General features: G+C 45.0%; 29 protein-coding genes. 1 reads left to right on the forward strand and 28 read right to left on the reverse strand.

What is annotated here, in order from left to right; genetic code table 11:
* Positions 1-4 precede the first annotated feature (4 nt).
* From NYE36_RS17930 to NYE36_RS17940, 3 genes are all read right to left on the reverse strand, one after another.
* On the reverse strand, positions 5-1,195 hold the full coding sequence (locus tag NYE36_RS17930; protein WP_265451068.1) for a S1C family serine protease: 1,191 nt from the start codon (positions 1,193-1,195) through the stop codon (positions 5-7).
* Positions 1,196-1,269: 74 nt separating this feature from the next.
* Positions 1,270-1,623 (reverse strand): swarming motility protein SwrAA, encoded by a 354-nt coding sequence (gene swrA, locus NYE36_RS17935; protein ID WP_014305920.1) that lies wholly within the window; start codon positions 1,621-1,623, stop codon positions 1,270-1,272.
* 372 nt (positions 1,624-1,995) lie between these two features.
* Positions 1,996-3,396, reverse strand: a complete 1,401-nt coding sequence (locus tag NYE36_RS17940) for a S41 family peptidase (RefSeq protein ID WP_265451069.1) — start codon at positions 3,394-3,396, stop codon at positions 1,996-1,998.
* A gap of 167 nt (positions 3,397-3,563) precedes the next feature.
* Between NYE36_RS17940 and NYE36_RS17945 the strand changes: the two genes are divergently transcribed.
* A complete protein-coding gene (locus NYE36_RS17945; RefSeq protein WP_265451070.1) occupies positions 3,564-4,970 on the forward strand; it encodes a right-handed parallel beta-helix repeat-containing protein in 1,407 nt (468 codons plus the stop codon).
* Positions 4,971-5,016: 46 nt separating this feature from the next.
* Here NYE36_RS17945 and ftsX read toward each other — a convergent pair whose 3' ends face one another.
* The 25 genes from ftsX to degU all read right to left on the reverse strand — a co-directional run bounded on the left by ftsX (position 5,017) and on the right by degU (position 26,176).
* A complete protein-coding gene (ftsX, locus tag NYE36_RS17950; RefSeq protein ID WP_007407464.1) occupies positions 5,017-5,907 on the reverse strand; it encodes a permease-like cell division protein FtsX in 891 nt (296 codons plus the stop codon).
* Entirely contained in the window at positions 5,900-6,586 is a 687-nt protein-coding gene (gene ftsE, locus NYE36_RS17955; protein WP_007407465.1) for a cell division ATP-binding protein FtsE, read from the reverse strand. The genes ftsX and ftsE overlap by 8 nt, the downstream gene beginning before the upstream one ends.
* Positions 6,587-6,804: 218 nt before the next feature.
* The gene (cccB, locus tag NYE36_RS17960; protein WP_007614074.1) at positions 6,805-7,146 is read right to left on the reverse strand and encodes a cytochrome c551; all 342 of its coding nucleotides are present in this window, start codon (positions 7,144-7,146) and stop codon (positions 6,805-6,807) included.
* A gap of 35 nt (positions 7,147-7,181) precedes the next feature.
* On the reverse strand, positions 7,182-8,030 hold the full coding sequence (locus NYE36_RS17965) for a YitT family protein (protein ID WP_012118565.1): 849 nt from the start codon (positions 8,028-8,030) through the stop codon (positions 7,182-7,184).
* A 169-nt stretch (positions 8,031-8,199) separates the two neighbouring features.
* Positions 8,200-9,301, reverse strand: a protein-coding gene (prfB, locus tag NYE36_RS17970) for a peptide chain release factor 2 (protein WP_096034905.1) whose coding sequence is annotated in 2 segments (ribosomal slippage) — positions 8,200-9,228 and positions 9,230-9,301 — 1,101 coding nt in all. Because the reading frame shifts where the segments join, the coding sequence is not laid out codon by codon here.
* 74 nt (positions 9,302-9,375) lie between these two features.
* Positions 9,376-11,901 (reverse strand): preprotein translocase subunit SecA, encoded by a 2,526-nt coding sequence (gene secA / locus NYE36_RS17975; RefSeq protein ID WP_265451071.1) that lies wholly within the window; start codon positions 11,899-11,901, stop codon positions 9,376-9,378.
* A 166-nt stretch (positions 11,902-12,067) separates the two neighbouring features.
* The gene (gene raiA / locus NYE36_RS17980) at positions 12,068-12,634 is read right to left on the reverse strand and encodes a ribosome-associated translation inhibitor RaiA (RefSeq protein WP_003151413.1); all 567 of its coding nucleotides are present in this window, start codon (positions 12,632-12,634) and stop codon (positions 12,068-12,070) included.
* 194 nt (positions 12,635-12,828) lie between these two features.
* Positions 12,829-13,206: a hypothetical protein gene (locus tag NYE36_RS17985; protein ID WP_003151412.1), complete on the reverse strand. Its 378-nt coding sequence runs from the start codon at positions 13,204-13,206 to the stop codon at positions 12,829-12,831.
* Between the two features lie 9 nt (positions 13,207-13,215).
* Positions 13,216-13,560 carry a flagella biosynthesis regulatory protein FliT gene (gene fliT, locus NYE36_RS17990; protein WP_007407472.1) on the reverse strand — a complete coding sequence of 115 codons (345 nt, stop codon included), beginning with the start codon at positions 13,558-13,560 and terminating at the stop codon, positions 13,216-13,218.
* Positions 13,560-13,961 carry a flagellar export chaperone FliS gene (gene fliS / locus NYE36_RS17995; RefSeq protein ID WP_003151407.1) on the reverse strand — a complete coding sequence of 134 codons (402 nt, stop codon included), beginning with the start codon at positions 13,959-13,961 and terminating at the stop codon, positions 13,560-13,562. Before fliS ends, fliT begins: the two co-directional genes overlap by 1 nt.
* 19 nt (positions 13,962-13,980) lie before the next feature.
* The gene (locus NYE36_RS18000; protein ID WP_099567127.1) at positions 13,981-15,501 is read right to left on the reverse strand and encodes a flagellar hook-associated protein 2; all 1,521 of its coding nucleotides are present in this window, start codon (positions 15,499-15,501) and stop codon (positions 13,981-13,983) included.
* Between the two features lie 250 nt (positions 15,502-15,751).
* Positions 15,752-16,738, reverse strand: coding sequence for a flagellin (locus NYE36_RS18005; RefSeq protein ID WP_007407474.1), 987 nt, complete (start codon positions 16,736-16,738; stop codon positions 15,752-15,754).
* Positions 16,739-16,881: 143 nt separating this feature from the next.
* Positions 16,882-17,106: a carbon storage regulator CsrA gene (gene csrA / locus NYE36_RS18010; protein WP_003151402.1), complete on the reverse strand. Its 225-nt coding sequence runs from the start codon at positions 17,104-17,106 to the stop codon at positions 16,882-16,884.
* A complete protein-coding gene (fliW, locus tag NYE36_RS18015; RefSeq protein ID WP_007407475.1) occupies positions 17,100-17,531 on the reverse strand; it encodes a flagellar assembly protein FliW in 432 nt (143 codons plus the stop codon). Before fliW ends, csrA begins: the two co-directional genes overlap by 7 nt.
* Positions 17,532-17,560: 29 nt before the next feature.
* Positions 17,561-18,130 (reverse strand): DUF6470 family protein, encoded by a 570-nt coding sequence (locus tag NYE36_RS18020; protein ID WP_032867077.1) that lies wholly within the window; start codon positions 18,128-18,130, stop codon positions 17,561-17,563.
* 91 nt (positions 18,131-18,221) lie between these two features.
* Entirely contained in the window at positions 18,222-19,139 is a 918-nt protein-coding gene (gene flgL, locus NYE36_RS18025; RefSeq protein ID WP_003151396.1) for a flagellar hook-associated protein FlgL, read from the reverse strand.
* 11 nt (positions 19,140-19,150) lie between these two features.
* Positions 19,151-20,668, reverse strand: coding sequence for a flagellar hook-associated protein FlgK (flgK, locus tag NYE36_RS18030; RefSeq protein ID WP_063094265.1), 1,518 nt, complete (start codon positions 20,666-20,668; stop codon positions 19,151-19,153).
* Positions 20,669-20,683: 15 nt separating this feature from the next.
* Positions 20,684-21,166 (reverse strand): flagellar protein FlgN, encoded by a 483-nt coding sequence (locus tag NYE36_RS18035; protein WP_265451072.1) that lies wholly within the window; start codon positions 21,164-21,166, stop codon positions 20,684-20,686.
* 14 nt (positions 21,167-21,180) lie between these two features.
* Positions 21,181-21,447: a flagellar biosynthesis anti-sigma factor FlgM gene (gene flgM, locus NYE36_RS18040; RefSeq protein WP_003151393.1), complete on the reverse strand. Its 267-nt coding sequence runs from the start codon at positions 21,445-21,447 to the stop codon at positions 21,181-21,183.
* A gap of 69 nt (positions 21,448-21,516) precedes the next feature.
* Positions 21,517-21,936, reverse strand: a complete 420-nt coding sequence (locus tag NYE36_RS18045; RefSeq protein ID WP_025285352.1) for a TIGR03826 family flagellar region protein — start codon at positions 21,934-21,936, stop codon at positions 21,517-21,519.
* A gap of 73 nt (positions 21,937-22,009) precedes the next feature.
* Positions 22,010-22,699, reverse strand: a complete 690-nt coding sequence (locus NYE36_RS18050) for a phosphoribosyltransferase family protein (RefSeq protein ID WP_198404715.1) — start codon at positions 22,697-22,699, stop codon at positions 22,010-22,012.
* A gap of 5 nt (positions 22,700-22,704) precedes the next feature.
* Positions 22,705-22,989 (reverse strand): competence protein ComFB, encoded by a 285-nt coding sequence (locus NYE36_RS18055; RefSeq protein ID WP_007407481.1) that lies wholly within the window; start codon positions 22,987-22,989, stop codon positions 22,705-22,707.
* Positions 22,990-23,046: 57 nt separating this feature from the next.
* Entirely contained in the window at positions 23,047-24,432 is a 1,386-nt protein-coding gene (locus NYE36_RS18060) for a DEAD/DEAH box helicase (RefSeq protein WP_265451073.1), read from the reverse strand.
* Between the two features lie 108 nt (positions 24,433-24,540).
* Positions 24,541-25,389 carry a DegV family protein gene (locus NYE36_RS18065; RefSeq protein WP_007407483.1) on the reverse strand — a complete coding sequence of 283 codons (849 nt, stop codon included), beginning with the start codon at positions 25,387-25,389 and terminating at the stop codon, positions 24,541-24,543.
* 97 nt (positions 25,390-25,486) lie between these two features.
* Entirely contained in the window at positions 25,487-26,176 is a 690-nt protein-coding gene (gene degU / locus NYE36_RS18070; protein ID WP_003219701.1) for a two-component system response regulator DegU, read from the reverse strand.
* Position 26,177: the final 1 nt, after the last annotated feature.

The raw sequence follows: 26,177 nt of genomic DNA on the forward strand, positions 1-26,177 counted from the left end.
CACATTATAATGCTGTCATTTCTTCGTGCTCGTGTTCATCCTGCACGAATAAAATACCTAATTCATGATGTTCGCCTTCATAGGACGCGCGCTGATCAAACCGGATCTCACCGTTCAGGCCGATGATCTCCATTTTTACAAATGCGCGGTTTTTTTGAAGTGCTTCATAAAAATCCGACACATGCTTCACGGGGATGCCGTTTACTTTCGTAATAATCTCACCGATCTTCAGCTCAAGATCGTCCGCGGGTGTATTCGGAATGATGCCGAGCACCATTAAACCCTGATCCCGCTTAGAGAAATAAAACGGAGCCGCGTTATCGTTCAGCCGCTGTCTCAATGATAAAAACAGGCGTCCGAGCACCGCAATACAAGCGGCAGCTCCGGCAAGCGGAGTCCACCAAAGGGCAGCTGCCCCGAATGCGGTCACGATAACCCCGAGAATCATGACACGTTTCGCCGTTATCCTTATGCTGACTTCCGGAAGTGACCCCTGCACACGCTGTCCGAAGCCGGCGATATAAGGAATCCAGATCAAATGGAAAGAGCCGCCCGGCACGGTAAAGACAGGCCACCAAGAAAGGTGTGACTCAAGCCCGCTGCCCGGCACCAATAAGAAAAGCGGAAGCAGCCATGCGCGATTCGCCAATTGTCGGCCGATGGGCAGGCCTCTGCTGCTGACGACAAGCGCCGGAGATGTTTTCAGATGCGCTGAACGGCAGGCAGCCGCTCCCTCCGTGATAATCAAAAGGCCCATAAACACGGCCGCCGATGCCCAATTCACGCCGAATGCCTGCGGAAACCGATCCGCAAACGGCACTGTGTGGGTATACTGAAGGAGAAACGCAATGAACATGCCGGCGCTGACAATATAAGCTGATGACAGCCAATTCATACGGAACGTCAGCGAAGCCAAAGCCGTCACGGCCGCGATTATGCCGAGAAAACCGAATGGAATCGAAATTCCCAGTCCAAAAAATAATATGGAGAGAAGAATACCCGGTATAAGTCCTTTTATGTATGTAAAGATAAGCTCGTCATACATATCCGCGATTTTTGTATGAAACGTATGGCGTTCACGTTTGATCCGCAAATATCCGCATGCGAGACTTATGATGATAAAAAACCAGAACATCGGGTGCAAAAAAAACAGACCGATACTTTTCAGAAGTTCAATTCCCCATTGAACAGACACTGCTTTCACCGCCTCAAGCCAAACATTTTAATTCTATTCTACCAAATAATCATTGGCTTGAATATCTCAAACGTTTATCTCTCTTCCGTCATCCACAGCGTTACATTTGAGAGAGAGAAATCTTTCAGATAGTGGTCAACCTCCACCTCGATCACGCCGCTGATCAGAAGCATGGACCGCTTAATATCCGTCAGATTGATTCCTAAACGTTTATGGTTTTTCATTAAGTAAGTGAAATAATGCTTCGCACACTCTTCATTGATTTCGTGAACGCATTCAACATTTGTGTAATTGACCAGGTATCTGCTGAACAGCATAAGAAGACTTAGTGCTTTGGTTGATGAAAATGTGACGTCTTTTGTTCTGTCTTTTAGTTGTTCCACTAATTCATAATATTTTTTTTCACGCACAATACTTGCCCTCTTCAATTGTGAACCCCCATTTTTTTATCCAGATAAGCACGGGTGATTACAGCTGCCGTGCTGAAGCGCCGCAAACACTTCTGCTTTCGATACTGAAATGCAGCTGCCAAACTAAAACTGTTCTCTATTAGAACCTTCTTTTATTGTAAGAACTAAAACTGACTGAGGCAACTTTCAAAAGTTTCATTTTGAATACATATTAACTCGGCATAAAGTCTCTCTTCTCTATAAATATCGGGTAATGTTTGTCCTTTATAAATGTTTAAATGTGAAAATTTTTTTAATATCTTGTCAAAACCGACATAATTATATGTCTTTTGGTTCGTTTTTAGAGTATGACAAAAGAAACAGGAGACGAAAAAAACGCCTCCTCTTCATTTATTTTACAAATAATGATTTTAACGCCATTTGCAGCTGTAAATCATTTTTTTCGTCAGATTTCTTTTCATTCATCAGCTGATTCATTTTTTCAGCTGTCTTTTTATCAATGACCGCTGTTTTATCAAGCTTGTACCGGTCTTGAAACACCAGAACGGCTTTTTTCATTGTTTTGCTGAAATAGCCGTCCGCTCTGCCCGGGTCGAAGCCTAGGCCTTTCAGCAGGATTTGGGCGTGTTTGACATCCGCGCTGTTCATATCAGGCTGAAGCGGCTGTTTCAGCTGAAGCGGTCCCACCGCAAAATAATCCGGCTGGCTCACGGCGATTGTCGGAGCAATGCCTTTTTTGTGAATCCAATTGCCTTTCGGTGTCAGCCATTTGTAAAGCGTCAATTTAATGTTGCTCCCGTCTCCCATAGGCACGGCCTGCTGAACCGTTCCTTTACCGAAAGAAGTGTCGCCGACAACGTCATAATGTCCCGCTTCTTTTAACGCGCCCGCAAGAATTTCTGAAGCGGAGGCGCTTCCTTTATCCGTGATGACATTGACGGGATACGGCTTCTTATGTTTTAAGGTTGAGAAATATTGTTTTTTATCGCCGTTACGCTCCGCAATTTGGATATACGGCATGTCTTTTGTGATGAAATGCTTTAAAATTTGTTCGACGCTTTGAAGGTAGCCGCCGGGATTCCCTCTTACATCAAGGACGAGACCGTCAATCCCTTGTTTTTCAAGCTTTTTCAGCGCCGCGGCGAAGTCCTGGGCGGTATGCTCGGAAAATGTCGATATTCCGATGTAGCCGACATGATGACCGCCTGATTCTTTGCGGGAAGCAAATACGGTTTCAAGCGGGATTTCCGCTCTTTTAATCCGGAATGACAGCTGTTTATCAGTACCCGGACGCTGTATTTTAATAGAAACCTTCGATCCTTTTTTTCCTCTGATTTTCAGCACGGCTTCGTTTAAACCTTTCCCGTTCATTGACTCGCCGTTTATGCTGATGATTTCATCATTCGGCTTGAGTCCCGCTTTTTCCGCCGGAGATTGCTTAAACGGTGATACGATAATGATTTTATTGTCTTTCATACCGACTTCAGCGCCGATCCCTTCGAAAGAAGAATCAAGAGAATCGGAAAACTGCTTAGCTGTCTGCTTGTCCATATAAACGGAATAAGGGTCGTTTAATGTAGACAGCATCCCCTGAATCGCTCCTTCAAGAAGCTTTTCGTTATCTACATTTTCCACGTATTCGTTCGAGATCAACTCATATGCTTTTTCGATTTTTTCCATTGCCCGGCTTCTTTCTGCGTCTGATGAATTCGGCTGTGCCGCCCCGGCAGTATGGGCTCCGCCGCACATGATGCTGACAGCCGCTATCACTGCGATCATTTTCTGCTTCATCGTTTACCTCCTCTTAGTCCTTTTACGAAAACCTGGAGATAGTATGTGTAAATTGCAAAGAATTCATGTAACGGCAACAAAAAAATGAAAACGCGAGATTGTTACATATATATGGGTAACGTATAATATTTTGTATGCAATTCATTAAATATACAGGAGAATGCGATATGAAAATAAAATTATCTATTTTATCCGCGGCGGTTCTGGCCGCAGGCATTACCGCCTTTGCCTGGCCAAAAACAGAGGCCAATGAAAAAACGCAGACGGACGCCTTGTATGTTTCTCCCGCAGGCAGCGACCAAAATGAAGGAACGTTAGAAAAGCCGTTCCGCACATTAAAACATGCGGCTGAAAAGGCAGAGGCCGGAACAACCGTATTGATTCGGGAAGGGACGTACGATGAAACGTTTGAAGTAAAGCACAGCGGCACGGCCGAAAAGCCGATTACATTTCGGAACTATCAGAATGAGCATGTCTCAATCAGCGGCAAATCTGCGCCAAAAAGCGATTCTGAAACTCCGTTAATTCAAATCCGCAATAAACAGTACATTACCATTCACGGCGTTACGCTTGAGAACCTCTCCGTATCATCAGAAGATGCGACGGCCATGGGAATTTGCGTCACCGGATCAAGCAGTCATATCAACATTGACGGCAACCATATCCGAAACATTAAAACCACGGCTGATGAGGGAAATGCACACGGCATCGCGTTTTACGGCACAGGCGCCATGAAGGATGTCAGCATCACAAATAATACGGTTGAAAAACTGACGCTCGGCGCAAGCGAAGCGGTCGTGCTGAACGGGAATGTTGACGGATTTAAGATTGCCGGCAATACCATTCGGGACAATAACAATATCGGGATTGACGTGATCGGATACGAAGGAACGTCCAAGCAAAACGACTATGCGCGAAACGGCGTCATTGAAAACAATACGGTGAGCCATAACTCTTCTTACGGAAATCCCGCTTACGGAGATGAATATTCAGCGGGCGGTATTTACGTTGACGGCGCAGAACATGTGGACATTAAGAATAACACCGTTTACAACAATGACCTCGGCATTGAAGCCACTTCCGAACATAGAGGGAAATACGCACGAGATATCCGGATTACGAATAACAAGGTGTACGGCAATGCTTACACCGGTATTTCAATCGGAGGCTATGACACGAAACGCGGCGGCACCATCAATTCGGTGATCGCTCATAACATTATGTATCGAAATGACACGAAGGACCTTGACGGCGGCCAGCTGCTGCTGCAGTACGGCACAAAAGGGAACACGATCGAAAAAAACATCATGACGGCAAGCGGTTCACGGATTTTTATCGCAAATGATTATACGAAAAACGAAGGCAATACCGTTAATCATAACGTCTATCACAAAGAAGCGGGAAAAGACGGCATTTGGAATTGGAAGAACAGAGAATATGATTCATTCACAGCGTACAAAAAAGGAACGGCAAACGATTCGGATTCCATTTATGCGGACCCGATGTACCGTGACGAATCATCTTATGACTTTACATTAAAGCCCGGATCACCGGCCCTGCCCGTCATTCAGTAACGAAACCATTAAAAAAAGCCAGTCTATATCAGACTGGCTTTTGTATTTATACACGAAGGAATTTCCGGATGGAAGTCAGACTTCCCCATACTCCGATAACCGCGCCGATCAGAATGAGCACAAGTGATACTTGAAACACAAACGGACTGTACGGCAGAAGTGAAACAAATGATCCCTGAACTTTCGGGGCCACCCAAGCGACCATCGACTGGTACGTACTCAGCACGAGAGCGATCGGTATGATAGAACCGAATACCCCCAGCAGCAGCCCTTCCAGGAAGAACGGCCAGCGGATAAACCAGTTTGTCGCGCCGACAAGCTTCATGATTTCAATCTCTTTTCTTCTGGCGAAAATCGTGATTTTAATCGTATTTGAAATTAAGAACATCGCCGTGAACAGAAGGCCGATGATTAACGCAATCCCGATGTTGCGTGACACCCCGACGATCTTAAACAGACGGCTGACTTCTTCTTTCCCGTATGTCACTTTATACACATGATCCAGCTTCTCAATTTTTTTCGCGACTTTCGGCGTATCATGCGGATCTGTCGTTTTGACGATAAACGCGTTGTTCAGCGGGTTTTCCTGATCTTGCATTTTCATGGCCTTTCCGCTGTCGCCGAAGCTTTTGACCAATTGATCAAGCTCTTTATCTTTAGATGAAAACTCTACGCTTTGGATTCCCGAGATGTCTTTAATCTCATTCTGCAGCGTATCCTGCGTTTTCTTATTAGATGTCAGATCGATTAATACTTTAATTTCCACTTCTTTTTCAGCATTTTTAGCCATGTTGTTTAAATTCAGCATAATGACTAAAAACACGCCGACCAAAATCAATGTAACGGTAACGGCACTGATGGATGCAAATGTCATCCATGTGTTTCTTCCGAGAGATTTAAAACTCTCACGCAAATGGCGCCCGAGAATTTTAATCATAAGAACCATACTCCCCTCTTGACTCATCACGCACAATAATTCCGTCTTCGATCGCGATGACCCGTTTCTTCATGGTGTTTACTATTTCTTTATTGTGTGTCGCCATCACGACGGTCGTTCCGCGGTTATTAATCTCTTCCAGCGTCTTCATGACTTCCCATGATGTTACCGGATCAAGGTTGCCCGTCGGTTCGTCAGCTATCACGACGTCAGGATTGTTGACGATGGATCTTGCGATGGAAACACGCTGCTGTTCTCCTCCGGAAAGCTGGTCGGGAAACTGCCGCGCTTTATGCTTCAGCTGCACAAGATCGAGCACTTCGAGCACGCGTTTTTTAATGACTGACTGCTGCTCTCCGATCACCTCAAGTGCAAACGCGACGTTTTCAAACACCGTCAATTTCGGAAGAAGTTTGAAATCTTGGAAAACAACACCTATTTTACGCCGCACGAAAGGAATCTCTTTTTCTTTCACAGACGCGAGATCTTTATGATTAATCAATATTTGCCCTTTTGTCGGCTTTTCTTCTCTGTAAATCATTTTAATAAAAGTAGATTTACCGGCTCCGCTCGGTCCCACGACATATACAAATTCTCCGGGATGAATCATGACTGACAGCCCGTTAATCGCTTTTACACCGTTCGGATAGGATTTATATACTTCTTTCATCTCTATCATGAAATCACCTAATCTTTTAATTATGTCTTGCAGCCATAGAGTTCGCAAACGTACAGCGGTTTATGGCCGATTTACCAGGAAACAGATGAAAAATCTGAAAGTTCCTTTTCCTCAGTACACTTCATTATACGTCAAATTTAGACATATTACTATTACAGTTTCTTTTCATTCCCAGACCGTGAAAAAACCTTGCCCCTATAACAGGCAAGGTTTTTCTGTTATTTTTTCTGTGACAGCCATTTTGCGATCTCAGCGGCTTCCTTATCATTTACAAGATGGCTCGGCATATTGCCGCGTCCGTTTTTAATGATGCTTTCAATTTTAGCTTCATCATACTTCCCGCCGACTTCCTGTAAATTCGGGCCTCCGCCGCCTTCTAAGTCTTTTCCGTGACAGCCGATACAGCTTTGCTGATAAAGCTCTTCTCCTGCTGACGCAGAAGCTTTTGATCCGCCTGAGCTGTCAGAGCTTTCTTTTTTCGATTCATTGGATCCGCCGCATGCCGCCAGCAGGACGGACATGGTCAGAACCAGCGCCAGCAGCGCCCATTTTGATTTCATATGTAAGATGCACCCCTTCGCTATTATAACCCCGTTTACGCGCGTTTGAAACCCTCGCCGAGCACCTCGCTTGCGTCTGCGACAATAACAAAGGCTGACTCATCAATTTGTTTGACGATTTGTTTCAGTTTTGTGAATTCGGTCTGGCCGACGACACACATTAAGATCGGCCGGTCATGTTCCGTATACCCGCCGACTGCGGAAATCTTCGTCACACCCCTGTCGATTTCTTTAAACACAGCCGATCTGACGGCTTCTTCATGCTGCGTAATGATTAAAGCCATTTTGGAACGGTTGAACCCGACCTGCACGACATCAATCGTTTTGCTTGAAATAAATACCCCGAGCATCGCATACAGTCCCTGCTCCACTCCGAAAACGAGCATCGCGCTCAGCACAATTAATCCGTCCATGATGGCAAGGCACGTTCCCAGCGAAAGCCCCGTGTATTTGTGAATGATCTGCCCTGCCAGAGCCGTTCCCCCCGTGGAGCCTTTGCCGAGATACACGATGCCGATTCCCGTTCCGATCCCGACGCCTCCGAAAATCGCCGCCAGCAGTTCATGGGTCGTCGCGGCAGGCAGATCTCTTGTCAAATAGACGGCGAGCGGCAGAACGATGGAACCGACCAGTGTCTTCATTCCGAACTTCCCGCCGAGAATAATCACTCCGGCGATAAACAAAGGGATGTTAATAATCCACTGCACGTAAGCCGGTTCAAAACCAAACGTTTCTAAAATGGTGCTGATCCCGCTTACTCCCCCCGCTGCTATACGGTTCGGCAGCAAAAATACGTTAAACACGATCCCCGTAATCGCCGCGCCGATCATGATGTATATATAATCTTTGATCAGACGGAGCGGCTTATTGTGATTCACATCCATGCAAAATCCTCCGTTCTCCGATTTTCTCTCGATAGCATTTTAAGTCTTCCCGGCTTAGAAGTAAATAACAGCCAAATACCGTATTAATTTGCTAAAGCGCTGTTGTGAAAAATGGAAAAAGAGAACGGATAAAAAAACACACCTTGCCAAAGGCAGGTGTGTTCCCGGATTATGACAGTTTAGAACGTAAATAGGCGTCAATGAAGATATCGATATCTCCGTCCATAACCGCCTGCACGTTCCCCATTTCCGTATTGGTGCGGTGATCTTTCACCATGGAGTACGGATGGAAGACGTACGAGCGGATTTGGCTGCCCCAGCCGATTTCTTTCTGTTCGCCGCGGATTTCGTCAAGCTCCGCCTGCTGTTCTTCAATTCTGCGCTGATATAGCTTCGCTTTGAGCATTTTCATCGCCCGGTCGCGGTTTTTGATTTGTGAACGTTCCGTCTGGCACGTGACGACTACATTTGTCGGGAGGTGGGTGATCCGAACGGCTGAATCAGTCGTATTGACGTGCTGTCCGCCGGCACCGCTCGCCCGGTACGTATCAACTTTAATATCTTCGGTACGAATATCAATGTCGATTTCTTCATTGAATTCAGGCATGACTTCACATGACACGAATGACGTGTGACGGCGGCCTGATGAATCAAATGGAGAAATCCGCACGAGGCGGTGTACGCCTTTTTCCGCTTTTAAATAGCCGTATGCATTGTGGCCTTTAATAAGCAGTGTGACTGACTTAATTCCTGCTTCATCTCCCGGGAGATAATCAAGCGTTTCAACTTTGAAACCGCGTCTTTCCGCCCAGCGGGTATACATTCTGAGCAGCATGGAACCCCAGTCCTGGGATTCCGTACCGCCGGCCCCCGGATGAAGTTCTAAAATCGCGTTGTTTTTGTCATATGGTTCACTGAGCAGCAGCTGAAGCTCAAATTCATTCAATTCCTTCGTTAATGACTTCAGCTCTTTTTCAAGCTCTTGCTGAAGGTCCTGGTCAGGTTCTTCTTTTAAAAGATCATGTGTCATTTGCAGCTCTTCGTGAGACTCGCTCAGCTGATGATAGGAGTTCACGTATTCTTTCAGACCGTTCGCTTCATTGATGACGGTTTGGGCCTTCTGCTGGTCATTCCAGAATTCCGGTTCCGCCATCTTTTCATCTAATTCTGCAATGCGGGCTTCCTTTGATTCGAGGTCAAAGAGACCCCCTGAAGTCCGCTAAACGAGAAGCCATATTTTCGAGCTCTGCCCTGATTTCTGATAATTCCATTCCATTCACCTCATTAAAAGATCCGGGGCGCCATAAGACGCAGACCCGGTCATGTTCGCTTCATACAGTCGAGACTATTCTGTCCGGCCGCAGCAATTTTTATATTTTTTTCCGCTGCCGCAATGGCAAGGCGCGTTGCGTCCGATATCCACAACTTTTCGCACCGGCGCTTTTTTCGCTTGTTTGGCCTCATCGCCGTCCTGCGGCTGATGAGCCGTCGTTTGGCCCTGAACAACTTCTTCGCGTTCCAGATTGCTTTCAATCTCGGCCTTCATGACGAATTTCGCAACCTCGTCCTCAATGGACTCAATCATGTGCTCAAACATTGCGAAGCCTTCCATTTGATATTCACGCAGCGGATTTGTCTGCGCATAAGCGCGGAGGTGAATCCCTTGACGCAGCTGATCCATCGCATCAATATGATCCATCCATTTTGAATCAACGGCACGCAATACGATGACTTTTTCAAATTCACGCATCTGCTCTGTGCCGAAATTCTCTTCTTTTTCATTATATTTTGTCATGATGCGGTCCATGATCATCTCATGCATTTCATCCGGTTCTTTTCCGAAGATATCGCTCTTTTCAAGTGCGCCTTCATCAAGATACGTTGAATTCACCAGCTCCACGAGGCCGTCAAGATTCCATTCTTCCGGAAGCTCCTCTTTCGGCGTATAAGCGGCAATCGCACGCTCCAGAGAAGACGTGATCATGCCTTCCACAATGTCACGCAGGTTTTCAGAGTCAATGACTTCAAAACGCTGCTTGTATATGACTTCGCGCTGCTGACGGAGCACGTCGTCATATTGAAGAAGCTGTTTACGTGAATCAAAGTTGTTTCCTTCGACACGTTTTTGAGATGATTCCACGGCGCGTGACACCATTTTGCTCTGAATCGGCGTGGAGTCATCCATACCGAACCGGTCAAGCATCGCCATCGTCCGTTCAGCTCCGAAACGGCGCATCAATTCATCTTCCATTGAAAGATAAAATTGTGTGATGCCCGGGTCTCCCTGACGTCCTGAACGTCCGCGGAGCTGATTGTCAATCCGGCGGGATTCGTGGCGTTCCGTACCGACGACTGCAAGGCCGCCAAGCTCTTTTACGCCTTCGCCGAGTTTAATGTCGGTTCCGCGTCCCGCCATGTTGGTCGCAATCGTGACAGCGCCTTTTTGTCCCGCTTCCTCAATAATCTGAGCTTCACGCTCATGGTTTTTGGCATTGAGCACCTGATGCGGAATCCCTTTGTTTTTCAGAAGTTTAGAAATCAATTCAGACGTTTCAACGGCAACCGTACCGACAAGAACCGGCTGTCCGGTCATGTAGCGCTGGGCGACATCCTCCGCCACCGCCTTGAATTTCCCTTCCATTGAGCGGTAGATCAAGTCCGGACGGTCGTCACGGATGACCGGCTGGTTGGTCGGGATGGATACAACCTGCATGTTATAAATATTGCGGAATTCTTCCTCTTCCGTTTTTGCGGTACCGGTCATACCGGCAAGCTTTTCGTACATACGGAAATAGTTTTGGAACGTAATCGTCGCCAATGTCATGCTTTCATTTTGAATCTCCAGGCCTTCTTTCGCCTCAATTGCCTGGTGAAGACCTTCGCTGTAGCGGCGTCCTTTCATCAGACGGCCGGTGAAGGAATCAACGATGACGACCTGGCCGTCCTCAACAACATAATCCACGTCTTTCTGCATCGCTGCATGGGCTTTTAAAGCCTGGTTGATATGGTGGTTCAAGGCCACGTTTTTGACATCAAACAGGTTGTCGATGCCGAACGTTTTTTCAGCCTTCGTCATTCCTTCTTCCGTCAGCTGAACGCCCTTCGTTTTGACGTCATACGTATAATCCTGATCTTTCTTGAGTGTGCGGACAAACGCATTTGCCTGCACGTACAGTTTTGTGGACTTCTGAGCTTGTCCGGAAATAATCAATGGCGTTCTCGCTTCATCGACTAAAATTGAATCGACTTCATCAATAACGGCAAAATGAAGCGGGCGCTGTACCATTTGTTCTTTATAGAGCACCATGTTGTCACGCAAATAATCAAAGCCGAGTTCATTGTTCGTTGAATACGTGATATCGGCTGCGTAAGCTTCTCGTTTTTCGTCTTTTGACATCGAATTCAGGTTCAGGCCGACTGTAAGCCCGAGAAACGCAAAAATTTCTCCCATTTGCTGGGCATCACGGCTCGCCAGATATTCGTTGACCGTTACGACGTGAACGCCTTTTCCCGTCAACGCATTTAAATACACGGGAAGCGTGGACGTCAGCGTTTTCCCTTCCCCTGTTTTCATTTCGGAAATGTTCCCCTCATGAAGGGCGATGCCCCCCATCAGCTGCACTTTAAACGGGAACATGCCGGTTACGCGGCGGGAAGCTTCACGAACGACGGCAAACGCTTCGACAAGAAGGTCATCCGTCGTTTCTCCTTTTTCAAGCCGCTCTTTAAATTCTGCCGTTTTATGTTTAAGCGCCTCGTCAGAGAGATTTTCATAATCTCCTCTTACGGCATCAATGTCATTTGCTATTTTTTCGTATTTGTTCAGCGCACGTTTGGTCGGATCAAACATTTTATTTAAAATCCCAAGCATCTATAACGCTCCTCTATGTTCACATGCAGATTTTGCATGGAATAAATGATAATTTTCTGTCCATGTATACCTCTCATTATCATAACATACCTTTTGCCATTTCCAAAGAATTTGCAGATAAAGATAGAGAAAAACCTTCCGCGCGTTCACGGAAGGCTGGATGGGTTTATTCAGTCGGTTCAATTAATCCGTATTTGCCGTCATTTCTGCGGTAAACGACGTTTGTGAGATTCGTCTCCGCGTTGGTGAATACGAAGAAATTATGTCCGAGCATATTCATTTGGAGAATCGCTTCTTCATTATCCATCGGTTTTAAATTAAAACGCTTTTGACGGACAATTTCCGGGCTGTCATCTTCAATTTCGTCCTGAACCGCTACGCCCGTATCAGCAGCGCTGCCGTTCTCGAAATAATGTTTCGGAAGACCCTGCTCGCGGAATTTTCGGTTGACTTTTGTTTTGTGCTTTCGGATTTGACGTTCCAGCTTGTTTGTTGCGAGATCAATTGCATTGTACATATCCTCGTTATGCACTTCAGAACGAAGCGCCAGATCAGTCATCGGAATGGTGACTTCAACTTTGGATTCCTTATCATTATAGAATTTTAAGTTGACGTTCACATCGGCATTGACGCTCTGCTCGAAATATCGCTCCAGCTTGCCGATTTTTCTCTCCACATGATCCTTTAACGCAGGTGTAACCTCAATGTTTTCTCCTCTGATATTGTAGTTCATCAAAGAACGCCTCCCTTTATCTAAGGATATGTAACTATTTCTCTTTTACCCCTTCTGATCCCTGCTGAAACGTTAAAATAATGTGTAAATTCGGTGAACGATGGCGAATGGTGTCGGCTTTATCCGGCAGCTTCCGGCAGGATTATAAGTATATGCAGAGGACGCAGGCAAAAGACCTGCCGCTTGCAGCAGGTCTAGTGAAGAACATACGGTTTGATGCAGTCGTGCGTCTGCTCCATCCATAGCTTATAATGCGGCAGAAAGATGGTTTTTAAAAACTCCTGAAAAGGGGCGGACGGGAAATCATAATCATTTAACATGCTGAAATCCTGAAAGATCTCGTCAAATGAGCGGATCGCCGTCTCCACGCATCGGCACTCAATGATAGACAGCAGAAGCGCATGAGAGGAATCGAGATGAAAAAAAGCCTGAATCAAATCATTGTAAATCCGCTCGCCCTCCGTCTTAAAAAAATCATCCTGCGTGTCCAACAGGTAGCAAAGCCCCTCATCAATCGTAAAAAGAAGCTGGTAATAGGCTGACACCAAATGGTAATCGTTCAAACTTCTCAAAACACTCACCTATTTGCGTTTGTCGTAATAACGGCCGTCACTTGTCGTTTGATGATACGGATTGAAATACGTATTATGGTAGATTCGTTTTTTCTTAAGCGTTTTTATTTCATTTCGGATACCATCCTGAATCCGTTTCACTTCGCCGGTAATCAGGCGGTCCATCGCGGCCACCTGCTGAAGCAGCGTTTTTTCTTCTTCGGAAAAAGGCGGCTTTATGCCCGCAAGCATCTCCTCCCTTTTCTCCGTAAATGCCGTAACGCTGCTGATAAGACCGTCGCTTTCCGGGGCGTCCTTCAGTGCGGCGTACATGTTCTTCGTTTCGTTATACAAAGAAAAGACATTGCTGTTCATCAGGCAAGGCCGCCCGCGCCATGGCTGTTTTTCCGTTCACTCTGCATGGCCTGCTTCCACGTGTCGCGAAATTCAGTAACGAGTTTTTCCGCTTCATCTAAAAATTCTCCGTTATTCTGCACGTTCGCATCGATCAGCCGGCGGCGGATGTAATCATAAATGGATGACATCTGTTCAGATATCTCAATCTCCCGGTTTAACGTGATGCTGAGCTCTTGAATGATGTTTTGCGCCTTTACGATATTTTCATTTTTGGCTTCAAGGTTGTTTTGCTTCATCGCCTGCCTGGCCAGCTTAATGAATCGCAGGCAGCCGTTATAAAGCATAAGGGTCAGCTCTTCCGGAGCGGCTGTAAAGACGGATGTCTGCTGATAAGCAGCAAAAGGATTATTTATTGCCATTTTTATAAAACCTCCAAGGTTATGATGTTGAAGATCCTAACATTGACGTGAGATATGAAGATTGGCTGTTCAATTTCTCCAATGCCGTATCCAGTGCGCTGAACTTTTTATAATATCTCGTCTCGATGTCATCCAGCTTCGTTTTCATATTGGAAATATTTGTTTCTATTTCATCCAGGCTTTTTCCGATGGCAAAGCTGGTTGATACCGAGCTTTCCGTACCCGCCTGTTTTGAAATTTGGGTCTGCATTTTGTTTAATGTGTCTTTTAATCTCCGGGCAATCCCCTGTTCCTCCGGGTTTTTGGTTTTCGCTGTATCAGGGCTGTCTGCATTAAACAGTTTAGCCACGAGAGCAGGATTCTCGGTAATTTTCTGTTTCAGTTTCGCTTCGTCTTTAATGACAAGCTTTCCTTGATCCGTATAACTATCAGACGTCTCAATTCCGAAATCTGCAAGCTGATATTTTTTCCCGTCAATCGTAACCGTTGAGTACAGATCAAGCCGCATCTCCGCCAAACCGTTCTGCAGCGTGCTGTCGCTCCGTAATAAACCGCTTTTGGCCTTTGCTTCCCACTGCTCAATCTGCTTATCGGTCATCGCTTCTCTTTGTTCATCGGTTAGCGGCTTATAATCACGGTATTTTGATTCCGACGCCTTCTCGTTTACACTTTTAATTAACGTATTGTATTTATCAACGAAATCTTTAATGTTGTTAAAAATGCCGTCCGTATCAGTCGTGCTGTTAATCGTAACCGTTTTATTGCTGTCCGTCACGCTGTTCAGCGTGTATTTGATGCCGTTGATCGTAAAGTTATTTGACGTTTTTGTCATTTCAAGCCCGTTGAACGTAAACTTCGCGTTTTTCCCTTCGGCATTGGCCGTCAGTTCATTTGTTGCATCATCAACGGCAAAACCGAGCTGATCTTTCAGAAAGCTTTTGGTTGCGTCATCACCTGCTGAAAGGGTAAATCCTTCCCCCGTTTTATTGGAAGTGAACGCAATCGTATCCACATAATCCGAGCCATTGGAGATTTTCTCTTTTAAAGCCGTCACCCCGAGGCCCGAGCTGTTCAGTTTGGAAATGACATCGTCAATCGTATCGGTCGCGGCGATCGTGACGTTTACCTCAGTCGGCTTCGTTTCACCCGGATTTGTGACATTGAATTTCAATGTTTGGCTCTGACCCGAAGTGAAATTGATGGCCCCTGATGATTTATAAGTCGTCGGTGTGGCCAGCTGCTGTACAGACATGCTCGTTGAAATATTCTGTTCAGCACTGACAGCCACCGCGCTGACACTGGAATCCGAACTTGTTACTGTTTTTTTATTCCAGTTTGTGGACATCAGCATATTATTAAATGTCGTAGAATACATGTCGGCAATCTGGGTATTCACTTCCCGATAAGCATCGCGCTTCCATTCAAGCGTCTGCTTTTGCTGGTTTAATTTATTAAGCGGCTGCTTTTCGGCATCCATCATTTTTTTCACCAGAGAATCTACATCAAGACCGGAATTAAGGCCTGTGATTCTTGTGACCATATGTACCCTCTCCTTTTCGGCGTTTAGTCGTATACGGCTCTATGACAACAGTGAGTTTCCGACTGTTTATCATATCACAGCTCCATAAATGTATGATCTTATTCTTATATCGGTCATATTAAAAGGTTTTCAATAATTTAACTGCAAAATATAATGTTTCATTTTGTCAATAGGGTTCTTTGGCTTGCTGAAGGGGGAGATAGCTGAAGAAATAAAAAAAAGACCCTGGAGAACCAGGATCTTTCCGTCATTAACCTTTAAGCAATTGAAGAACTTGCTGAGGCTGTTGGTTAGCTTGCGCAAGCATAGCTTGAGAAGCCTGAGTAAGGATGTTGTTTTTCGTGTACTCCATCATCTCAGAAGCCATGTCTACGTCACGGATACGTGATTCAGCAGAAGTCAGGTTCTCAGAAGAAGTACCAAGGTTGTTGATTGTGTGCTCTAAACGGTTTTGAACCGCACCAAGTTTAGCGCGCTCGCTTGATACTGTGTCGATAGCTGTTTTGATTGTTGTAAGAGCTGAAGACGCAGCTTTAGCTGAAGATGAGATGTCGATACCTTTTGTTACTTTAGAATCTGCAGCTAATTTTTCAGATGCAATAACTTTACCGCCAGCATCGTAATAACCAGCTGGTTTATTTGTAGCATCGTCTGCATCCGCCCAAGTAGCAGTGCTTCCGTCAGTTGCTGTAAGTGTATTTTGATCACCAGATACAGTATAAGTCGTACCAACTTTCAGGCTTTCAGAGTCCATTTTATTGATAGACAGGCTCATTGTTTGGCCTTCGTTAGCTCCGATTTGGAACGTAAGGTTTTGCGCAGTTCCGTCAAGAAGTTTCTTCGTATTGAACTCAGTGTCAGTAGAGATTCTTGTTACTTCAGACGCTAATTGGTCCATCTCTTTTTGAAGCTCAGAACGGTCAGAATCAGTGTTTGTATCGTTTGCCGCTTGTGTAGCAAGCTCGCTCATACGCTGAAGAATGCTGTGAGTTTCGTTCAATGCACCCTCAGATGTTTGGATAAGAGAGATTCCGTCTTGAGCGTTTTTAGACGCCATGTCTAAACCGCGGATTTGAGAACGCATTTTTTCAGAGATCGCAAGACCCGCAGCGTCATCACCAGCGCGGTTGATGCGAAGACCTGAAGATAATTTTTCCATGTTTTTTGCAGCAGAGTTTGAACCTGCATTCAGCTGACGGCTAGTGTTAAGAGCCGCGATATTGTGGTTGATTCTCATTTTGTATTTCCTCCCTGAATTGTTTTTCGCACGTCCTTGTGCATTTGCGCAGCGTCATTCTGAAGAAAATTTTTCCTCTCATTGGCTACACTATATATATCGGATGGCCGTTTCTATTGTTTATATTGAAAATAAAAAAATCCTCACTTTTTTTGTGAGGATAAGTTAAGTAATAAATCAGTATTAAAAGATACAGCTCTGTTGTTCTCTTCCAGGATCGACAAGTAGATTTCTTTCCTGTGAATATCTACGTGCTGAGGCGCTTCAATTCCCAGCTTCACTTGTTCTCCTTCGATGGCGATCACCTTTATTTCAATATCCGGCCCGATCTGAATGGACTCATTCACTTTTCTTGAGAGAACTAGCATGATCCTCCTCCTATCAGATGTTTTGTTTCATAGGAAGCATCATGTAAAATGATTTGTTTCGCCTTCATTTCCTTTTTATTGACGATAATCGGCGCTTTTAAATTGGCGGTCGTGTTTTCAAAAGGCTCTTCCAGCGTTAAAATCGCCATCACTTCGACGTCCTCTATATCTTCAATATGCAAAAGTTCAAGCGTCGCATGGTCAATGTCAAATTCGTACCCTTTAAAGAAAATAAACGGACTGGCGACAATAAAGGCGATGTGCTCCTGTTTGACAGACTGCAGCGCCAAAAACGGTGAATCTTCCGACAAAGGAAGAACAACAAATTGAGTCTCGTCATTAAATCCCGGCAGGCCGTTTTCAAATGAGATAATCTGCCCTTCGTCTATTCTGATTTCTCCGTGATATTTTGTTTTAATTATCATGCTTCACAATCCTTTACCACTTTCATCTTTTATTCTGCGTTGCCATCGTCAACCGAAATCGTCACCTCAGGGTCTTGCATCATATCAATCTGAACTTTCCCCGGCGTATAATTCCATACAGGTTTATTGACGGCTGCTTCAATTGAAGGTTTGCGGGCTTCAATATCAATCGTAAGCTTTGATGGAATGCAGTCAATGTCGACGAGAAACTGCGCAGGCAGAAAGTCGCTGAACTCGCCAAATGGATCGGGCGGTCTGACATCTGCTGCCTGCCGGGCCATCACATTGCCCGTTTTCTTTTCGATAGCCGCCATTTCCTTCCCTTCCCTGACTGTTTTTGCAATAAACTCGCTGCAGGCTTCCGCACCTTTCTGGGCGGCTTCAGCGTTCAGCTTTTCAAATGATTTGAGATTCAAGTTCTCCCACGCCCTCGTCTGGTCAATCGTCAGTTTGGCCGGCGTGCTTTCTATGTTCAGCTCTGCCGGCGGCTGCTCAATTTCCAGGTCAGCGGGCGGCTGTTCCATCTCGATTTCTTCCTTTTGAAAGGTTATACCGATTTTAGCAGGCACACTGTCAATAATCAATCTCGGCATCTGCACAGAGATCCCTCCTGTTTATAGTATTTTAGTAAAAAAAGCGATCTCCCTGTTGTGAGTCGCTTTTTTTATATATTGAAGACGATCAGTTATATTATTTCAGGAAGTCAATCAGTGACGGCTGAATGATGTTCGCATTCACTGACAGCGCTGCTCTATGAACCGTCTGTTGAGATAAATAATCAACAATTACATCTTCCATTTCTACATCTTCATTATCGGACAATACTTTTTCAGCGGTTGCCGCTTGTGATTCCAATCTTGTCTGAATGAGTTCCAACCGGTTTGTGCGTGCGCCGATATTGGATTTTTCAGCATTCATTTTGTCAGTAAAACCGTCGATATCTGACAGAATTTGATTTGAATCTGCTTCGGACAGCGTGCCTTTGCTTAAAGAAGCTTCTAAGGAGTTGAGAAATTCAAATACATTATCTCCATTTTGTGCGACGCCTCCGAAAGCTGAGTTCGGATCAGAATTCACTTTCAACACTGCTCCGTTCGAGATGTTGATGTTAACATCCGAAGCACCTGTATAATTCTCATAGTTGTACGTATATGTGCCGTCGGCATTTTCAGTGATCGGCGGGACGTCTGAATTTGTTCCGTTAAACAGATAACGTCCGTTTACCTGAGTATTCGCGACAGAAACGAGCTGCTTTTTCAGCTGGCCGATTTCTGTACCGATTGCTTTCAATTCTGTTTCACCGTTCGAATCACTTTTCGCCTGAACCATCAAGTCCCGGATTTTCCCCATAATATCCGTTTCCGAGTTTACGCTTGATTCCGAGTTTTCCAGCCATGTAAAACCTTGCGAAACATTCCGCTGATACTGGTTTACCTGCGCAAGCTGAGTACGGTACTGCATTCCCTTCATTGCAACGACCGGATCATCAGAAGCTTTCGTGATTTTTTTCCCCGTAGACACTTGCTGCTGAAGCCGATCGAGCTTGTCATAACTTGAGCCGATAAATCGAAGAGAATTTTTTGCGATCATCCCTTGAGTTACTCTCATTTACTTATCTCCTATCTTCCTCCGGTGCCCATACCGTTAATAATTTTATCGAATATTTCATCTTGCATCGTTATAATCCGCGCAGCCGCATTATAAGCGTGCTGAAACTGAATCATATTTGTCATTTCTTCATCTAAAGACACTGCACTGACTGATTGTCTCCGTTCATCGGCTGAAAGGGTGTTGCTTTCAGAGTTGTTCATAAGATTGGCCGCTTTTTGTGAATTAACGCCCAGCTTTCCGATAAGGGATTCATAAAAGTCATTAATTGTAGTGGTTTCACCGTTAATAGTCAGCTTGCTGTTCTGTACGGCTGCAAGATTTGTCGCGTTGGTGCCGTCACTTTTTTCTCCGTTTAACGACGCTGCGATATTATCAGTAGACGCAAGGATTTTGTCACTGACTTTTATTTTCGCTGCCGCACCTTTTGCCGGCACCGCTTCACCGCCGCTGAAATCAAAAAATGCTGCACCCTGTTCGCCTGTATAGGTCTTCCCTTTTTCATGAACTGCATTAAACGCGTCAGCAAAGGACAGCGCCATATTGTCAAGAGCCGTCAGCATTTCAGGATAAAGACCTTTTTCTTCTCCGTTTGACATATAGCCGTATGATTCAATAAGACCTAAGAGTGAGCCTTTTCCGGTAAATGCATCCGCATTGACCGTATTGCTGCCGACTGACACACTCGACACGAGGCCGCTGTCCTTGTCGTAGTTGATTTTCATTTCTGAAACTGTTTTTGTTTTACCGTCGAGCAGCGTACCGAGAGAATTGTTGTTCCCGTTCAGCAATTCGACGTTAACCGTGCCCTCAGCAGTCGCCAAGGCATGTCCGCCCGACTTATTATATGAAACTTTTATATTTGCCATAGAAGATAATTGATCAATCAATCTGTCTCTTTGGTCATACAAATCATTAGGGAGCATACCGCTCGGCTCAACTGCCGCTATTTGATTGTTAAGGTCATTCAGCTGATTGAGAATGGAATTGACCTGATCCGCTGTGTTATCCAGGTTCTTTTTAATATCACCCTGAATGTTAGTCAAAGAGGTAGATATATAGTTAAAACTTTCGGCAAGAGATTTCCCCTGCTCCTGCAAAACTGAGCGCGCTCCCGTATTTTCCGGATTCGTCGCCAGATCCTGAAGGGCATTCCAAAACGAACTGAGCGATCCGTTTAATCCGTTATCGTCAAGCTCTTTCATGACGCCCTCCATTTGCGACAATGAATTGGAACGGGCTGTATAGTACCCTAATTTTGTATTTTCAGTTCTGTACTGATAGTCTAAAAAACTGTCTCTGACGCGCTCAACTGAACCGGCTTTTACTCCTGTTCCGATTTGGCCGGCCGTCAGATCACTGTTTTTTGATACTGCGGGATAAGGGCTCGTCGATTGTAATGTGACGCGCTGCCTCGTGTATCCTTCTGTATTTGCATTTGCAACGTTATTTGAAACTGTGCTCAATGCAGTCTGCTGCGCACTCAATGCACGCCTTGCTGTTTCCAGCCCCATAAAAGTCGATGGCATTGAAAATCCTCCGTTCTAAGCTTTTGAATCGAATAATGTCAAACGGCTGACAGGCTTGCGCGCCGCTTGCGGCTCTTTATAATTCATATTCTCTTTTTCACCCGGCATGATCATATCGAATGCCCCGGAGATGAATTGTAAAGCCTGAATCGTGAGCTGTTTGTTCATCTCATTCACTTCTTTCAGACGGTCAAGAAGCGCAGACAAAGAGTGAAATAACCCTTCAAGCTCCTGTTTTTCACTGCCTGAAGTTCTGGAGATGCATGCAGCAATTGTATTGTCCTCACCGCGGCTGAGAAACTGAGAAGTTAACCTGATTCGTTCTTCCTCAGTCTGCCCGATTGCCTGAATATACTTTTGCTCTTTGGTCAATATGTTGGAGAGCACTTTTGTTTTACCTGCTTTCAGCGCTTCCGTTTTCTCCTCAGACAGCGTGAGCAGATGTTCATGCAGTGCGCAAAGTCGCTTCAGTTGATCAATAATTGGCTTTGCTGACATTGGCTTTCTCCTTTTTATTGCTTTTTATAGAAATTTACTATGTTTTCAGCGATGCTGTTTGAATCTATTTTATATGTTCCGCTCTCTATATCCGCTTTAAGCTGAGCGATTTTTTCCTGACGTGTTTTAGTGACCGCATCTGACGCATTTTGAAGCTCTTTTGCATGAGAAGAAATTTCCACTTTGTCCTTCGGCTTTGCAGCCTCTTTTTGTACGGCTTGCTTTTCGTAATTTTTTTGGTATGGATTAACGGATTGTGTTCCGTACTGATTGATTTTCATAGGATTCCTCTCGCTTTCTGTTCGCAGTCTAATTCTTTTATCGACTGCGTTATCAGTTAGTTTAGGGAATCAGGTGTTTTTGGTATTATAGGCATAGTATGTGTCTTTTGTACTGTTTTTATCTTCGAATTCAGCGGCTGTTTTTTGGTTCATATGGTCTAATTGCGACTCAATATCTGTCTGACAGGACTTGCAAAATTTCCCCGTCCTGATTGGATTTCCGCACCTTTCGCAAGGATATGCCAAATTCGGAAGCTGGCTGATCTGAATCCTTTTTTGTTTGATAAACTTAAGGATCAGCTCTTCATCCACACCTGTTTCCTCAGTGATCTGCTGCATCGTCGACTGTCTGTTGATCTGCTTTCTCAAAAATTTATAGACGGTTTCAAATGCTTTTTCTTCTTCTTTAATACATGCCTGGCATACGGTCTGCAGGTTCGTTTTAAAAAATAAAGCATTGCATTTTGGACAATTCGCCAATTCACCCATCGTATTAACTCCTATTCCTTCTTTAATCTGCCTTATATTTCTATCAATTATATCGGCAGAAAAAAAGAATGATTTAGCTCCTGATTAAAGTAAAAGAGGAGACCGATGACGCTTTGCCCGCTGTCAGCAGGACTTCGGCGGCTTGGTGAAGTGTGGCGCCCGTCGTATAAATATCATCTATTAAAATGACGTTCATACCTTCGGCGGAGTTTTCGGCTGCTGAAAACTTTTTTTCTGCGGACAGCCTGTCTGTTTTGCTCTTTTTGGATTGTTTTTCGTTGTTCAGTCGGATGAGGGGGGAAATGACGGGCATTCCGAGCAGAGAGGCCAGCAGCTCGGATTGATTGAATCCGCGTTCCGCCAGCCGTTCGCCGCTCAGCGGAATAGGGATGAGAGTATGTGTATTTGATGGATATGCCGCTTTAAAGCCGGCAGCAAAGTCACGTTCAAATGCTTGAATGATTTTCGCATCACCCCTGAATTTAAAACGGGCCAATGAGTCCTTCATCGCATCATTATACAAATATACCGAACGGTTTTGCCGCAGCAAAAAGCGCTTTTCCGTTTTTGATTCCCGGGCCGCACAATCAGCGCATTTTTCATTTGACTCCTGAGGCCTCCCGCATATACTGCATACGGGGCCTTCAATTTTTTCGAATTTGCTGCTGCATATGCTGCATATCTCTTGTTCGGGCGCCAGAGAAAACAGAGATCTCCAAGTCAATGAACTTGAAATTGGTGAGTCACACAATAAACAATTCAGAGATATTACGCTCCTTCCCGAGTTTCACAGAACTCGCTTGGATTAACCGAAACAATCGCCGCTGATTCAGCCAGAATGACAAGCAGCGCCGTATTTTTCTGTTTATCAACTATCTCTGCTTTTGCATAAGCAACTTTCTTTTTATCTGTAACATATGCCGGCTCAGCCCGGTTTAATGAAAGTGCCAGTACATCATTTTTGCATACCCGGCATGTGCATTTCATATGAAGCTGAGACATATGGCGGTCGAGAAGTTCCTTTAATACGATTTCTTTTGAATTGACAAGCATGCTGACAGCTCCTCATAGGAAAGTATGAGTATACTGTATCACGTTTTCTGAAATTAACTAGTCCAACAATTTACTTTTTTGTGCCAATTTGTTCATATGTTCTATATGTTTTTTTGCTTTTTTCATTCCGCTTGTGATTCCGAAATGAAACATGACGACATCACCGCTGAAATGTTTATAATGCCTTCCTGTTCTGCCCGCGATCTGTACGAGCGCGCTCTCAGTAAAGATAGGTGCTTCTGCGCCGAGGACACATGTCTGAACTTTGGGCGCGGTGACCCCTCTTTCTAAAATCGTAGTCGTTACCAGCAGGTCAAGCAGGCCGTCTCTGAACCGTTTCACTTTATCCTTTCTGAATGTGTCTTCCGCATGTACGCCTTCTGCCCGTATGTTTAATTTCTGAAAATAATCCGTTGTCTTTTTCAATATGTGTACAGACGGAACGAATAAGAAAACCGGCAGATGTGATTGAAGTTTTTGGCGGACCCAATCCGTTACAGAGCGCGGCAGTTTTCCTTTCTGAAGCTTCTTCTTCCAATTGCCGCACCACAAAAAACGCGGCTCCGGGAGGGGTTTCCGATGATATCTGGCCGGTATGCGGACGCTTTTCAGCAAACCGGCTTCAGCCTTCTTTTTTAATGTGTCTGAAGGAGTTGCCGTTACATAAACAAGGGCGCTGTTTTTCTTCCTCGCTTTATCAACAGCGAATCCTAATGTCTCATCGGCTGAAAAAGGAAACGCATCTACTTCATCTATTATCATGACATCAAAAATGTCTCGGTAGCGCATCAGCTGGTGAGCGGTTGAAATCATTAACGGAGTCAGACGGCCTTTGTCCTCGCTGCCGCCGTACAAAGCAGAAACTTCGACTTTCTCAAATGCTTTTTTCAGTCTCGGCAGCAGTTCAAGTACGACATCTGTACGCGGAGTCGCGACACAGACGCGCAAACCGTGATTCAGAGCAAACTCGATACCCGGAAACAGCATCTCTGTTTTCCCCGATCCGCAAACCGCCCATACTAACAGCTCTTGTCTCTCTTTTATCGCATCTGTAAGCGCGGCGGCCGCCCGCTTCTGTCCGTCTGTCAGTGTTCCTTCCCAAGAAAGCTTTACAGGTTCCCAGCTGTTTTCATAGGCCTGATTCCAAGAATATAATGATGTCAGTTCATCAGCCCTTCCCATCACGACACAGGCACGGCAATAGGTAATCTGCCTTTTGGCAGAGGGCGCCCAAAATGCCGCAAAGCAGGCTTGATCAGACTGACCGCATCGTTGGCAGACGTAACGGTTTTTCCGGCGGATGATTGACGGCTCGGCCGTTATATATTCTTTTTCTGTAAAACGCTTAATGCGCTGGTCTGAAAACGGTATCTCAGATCTCAATAAATGCCGGCCGTAAAAGAAATCCCGCACCTCTGAAAATTCTGAAGCACCTTCGGACATCTCCCTGCCTCCTTTCTGCTCAAAGTATGCCTTGTCGGGAACCCACTTGTCGAATTGCGAAAATTAAAAAATAAAAAAATCTCCGCCCTTGAAAACGGAGATTTTCACTTAGTTTTTAAAGCACCAGCCGATTCCGATGGCGCCTTCGCCCAAATGGGTTCCGATCACGGCACCGAAATAGCTGTTATAGAATTCGACATGAGGATATTTACCGCTTAACTCCTGTATAATAGCCGCCGCTTCTTCTTCCCTGTTTGCATGGATGACAGCGGCCCGCATCGGGATTCCTTTACTTGCATCCTCCCCAAACAGCTCAAAAATTCTCGAAATCGCTTTTTTGCGTGTCCGAATCTTCTCAAAAGGAACAATTACCTTATTGTCAAAATGAAGAATAGGCTTTACCTTTAACAGACCGCCGATAAAAGCCTGAGCACTGCTTAGACGCCCGCCCCGCTGGAGGTGTGATAAATCGTCCACCATAAAATACGCACGGACTGTTTTTTTCATTTCTTCCAGCTCTTTTATAATCTCTTCCGGTGAGTCAACACCGTCTTTAATGAGCTGTGCTGCCTTTAACGCATAAAACCCTTGTGCCAAACAGCTGATCTCTGAATCAAAGGGATAAACTTTAATATGATCAACCATAGTGTTTGCCGAGGCGGCGCTGTTATATGTTCCGCTGATTCCGCTGGACAAATGTATGCTTATGACTGCATCATATGTTTTGCCCAGTTCTTCGTACAATGCGATTAATTCACCGAAAGAAGGCTGAGACGTAGTCGGCAGCTCATCATGATTTTTTACTTCTTTATAAAAACTTCTCCAGTCGAGTTCTGTTTCTTCGCGGAATGTTTTTTCACCGAAAACCACTTGGAGAGGGATCATATGAATATGATGTTCTTCTCTCATCTCTTTCGGAATATATGCTGTACTGTCTGTTACAACTGCAATCTTCATCACTTTACCTGCCTTATTAAGTACTTAATAAGTATTTTAATAGATATGCAGCTGTAAAAAAAGACTTGCCATAACAGGCAAGTCTTCTCACACATGGCTAACGCATCTCTACCCAGCCGTTTTTAATGGCCACGACAACGGCTTGTGTCCGGTCATTAACGTTCATTTTCTGCAAAATATTACTCACGTGGTTTTTCACTGTTTTCTCACTGATAAACAATGATTCACCGATTCCGCGGTTGCTTTTTCCGTCTGCAAGCATTTGCAGCACTTCACATTCCCGTCTCGTTAATATATGTAATGGTCTCCGGATTTCCGGGTAAACCTCATGCTGAGGATGAGCAGAAACTCCGCTTGTCGCAAGACGGCGGAATTCGTTGACAAGATTGTGGGTTACTTTCGGGTGAAGGTAAGAACCGCCCTCGGCTACCACTTTCACTGCTTCGATTAAAGTATCTGCGTCCATCTCTTTCAGGAGATAGCCTCTTGCACCTGTTTTTAAAGCATGAGTCACATAGTTTTCATCATCATGGATGGAGAGGATAATCACCTTAGATTCAGGGTACAGCTCAACAAGCTGTTTAGTAGCCTCTACTCCATTTACATTCGGCATATTGATGTCCATTATGACAACATCGGGATGATAATGCTCGACGATTCGAGCCGCCTCATCTCCATCGTCACCTTCTGCTACCACTTCAAAGGTAGGTTCAAAATCCAATATTCTTTTTACACCCTCACGGAATAGTTGATGGTCGTCGATAATAACAATATTTACTTTAGTCACA

This window comes from Bacillus sp. FSL R5-0593, assembly GCF_038603755.1.
Taxonomy (GTDB): Bacteria; Bacillota; Bacilli; order Bacillales; family Bacillaceae; genus Bacillus; species Bacillus velezensis.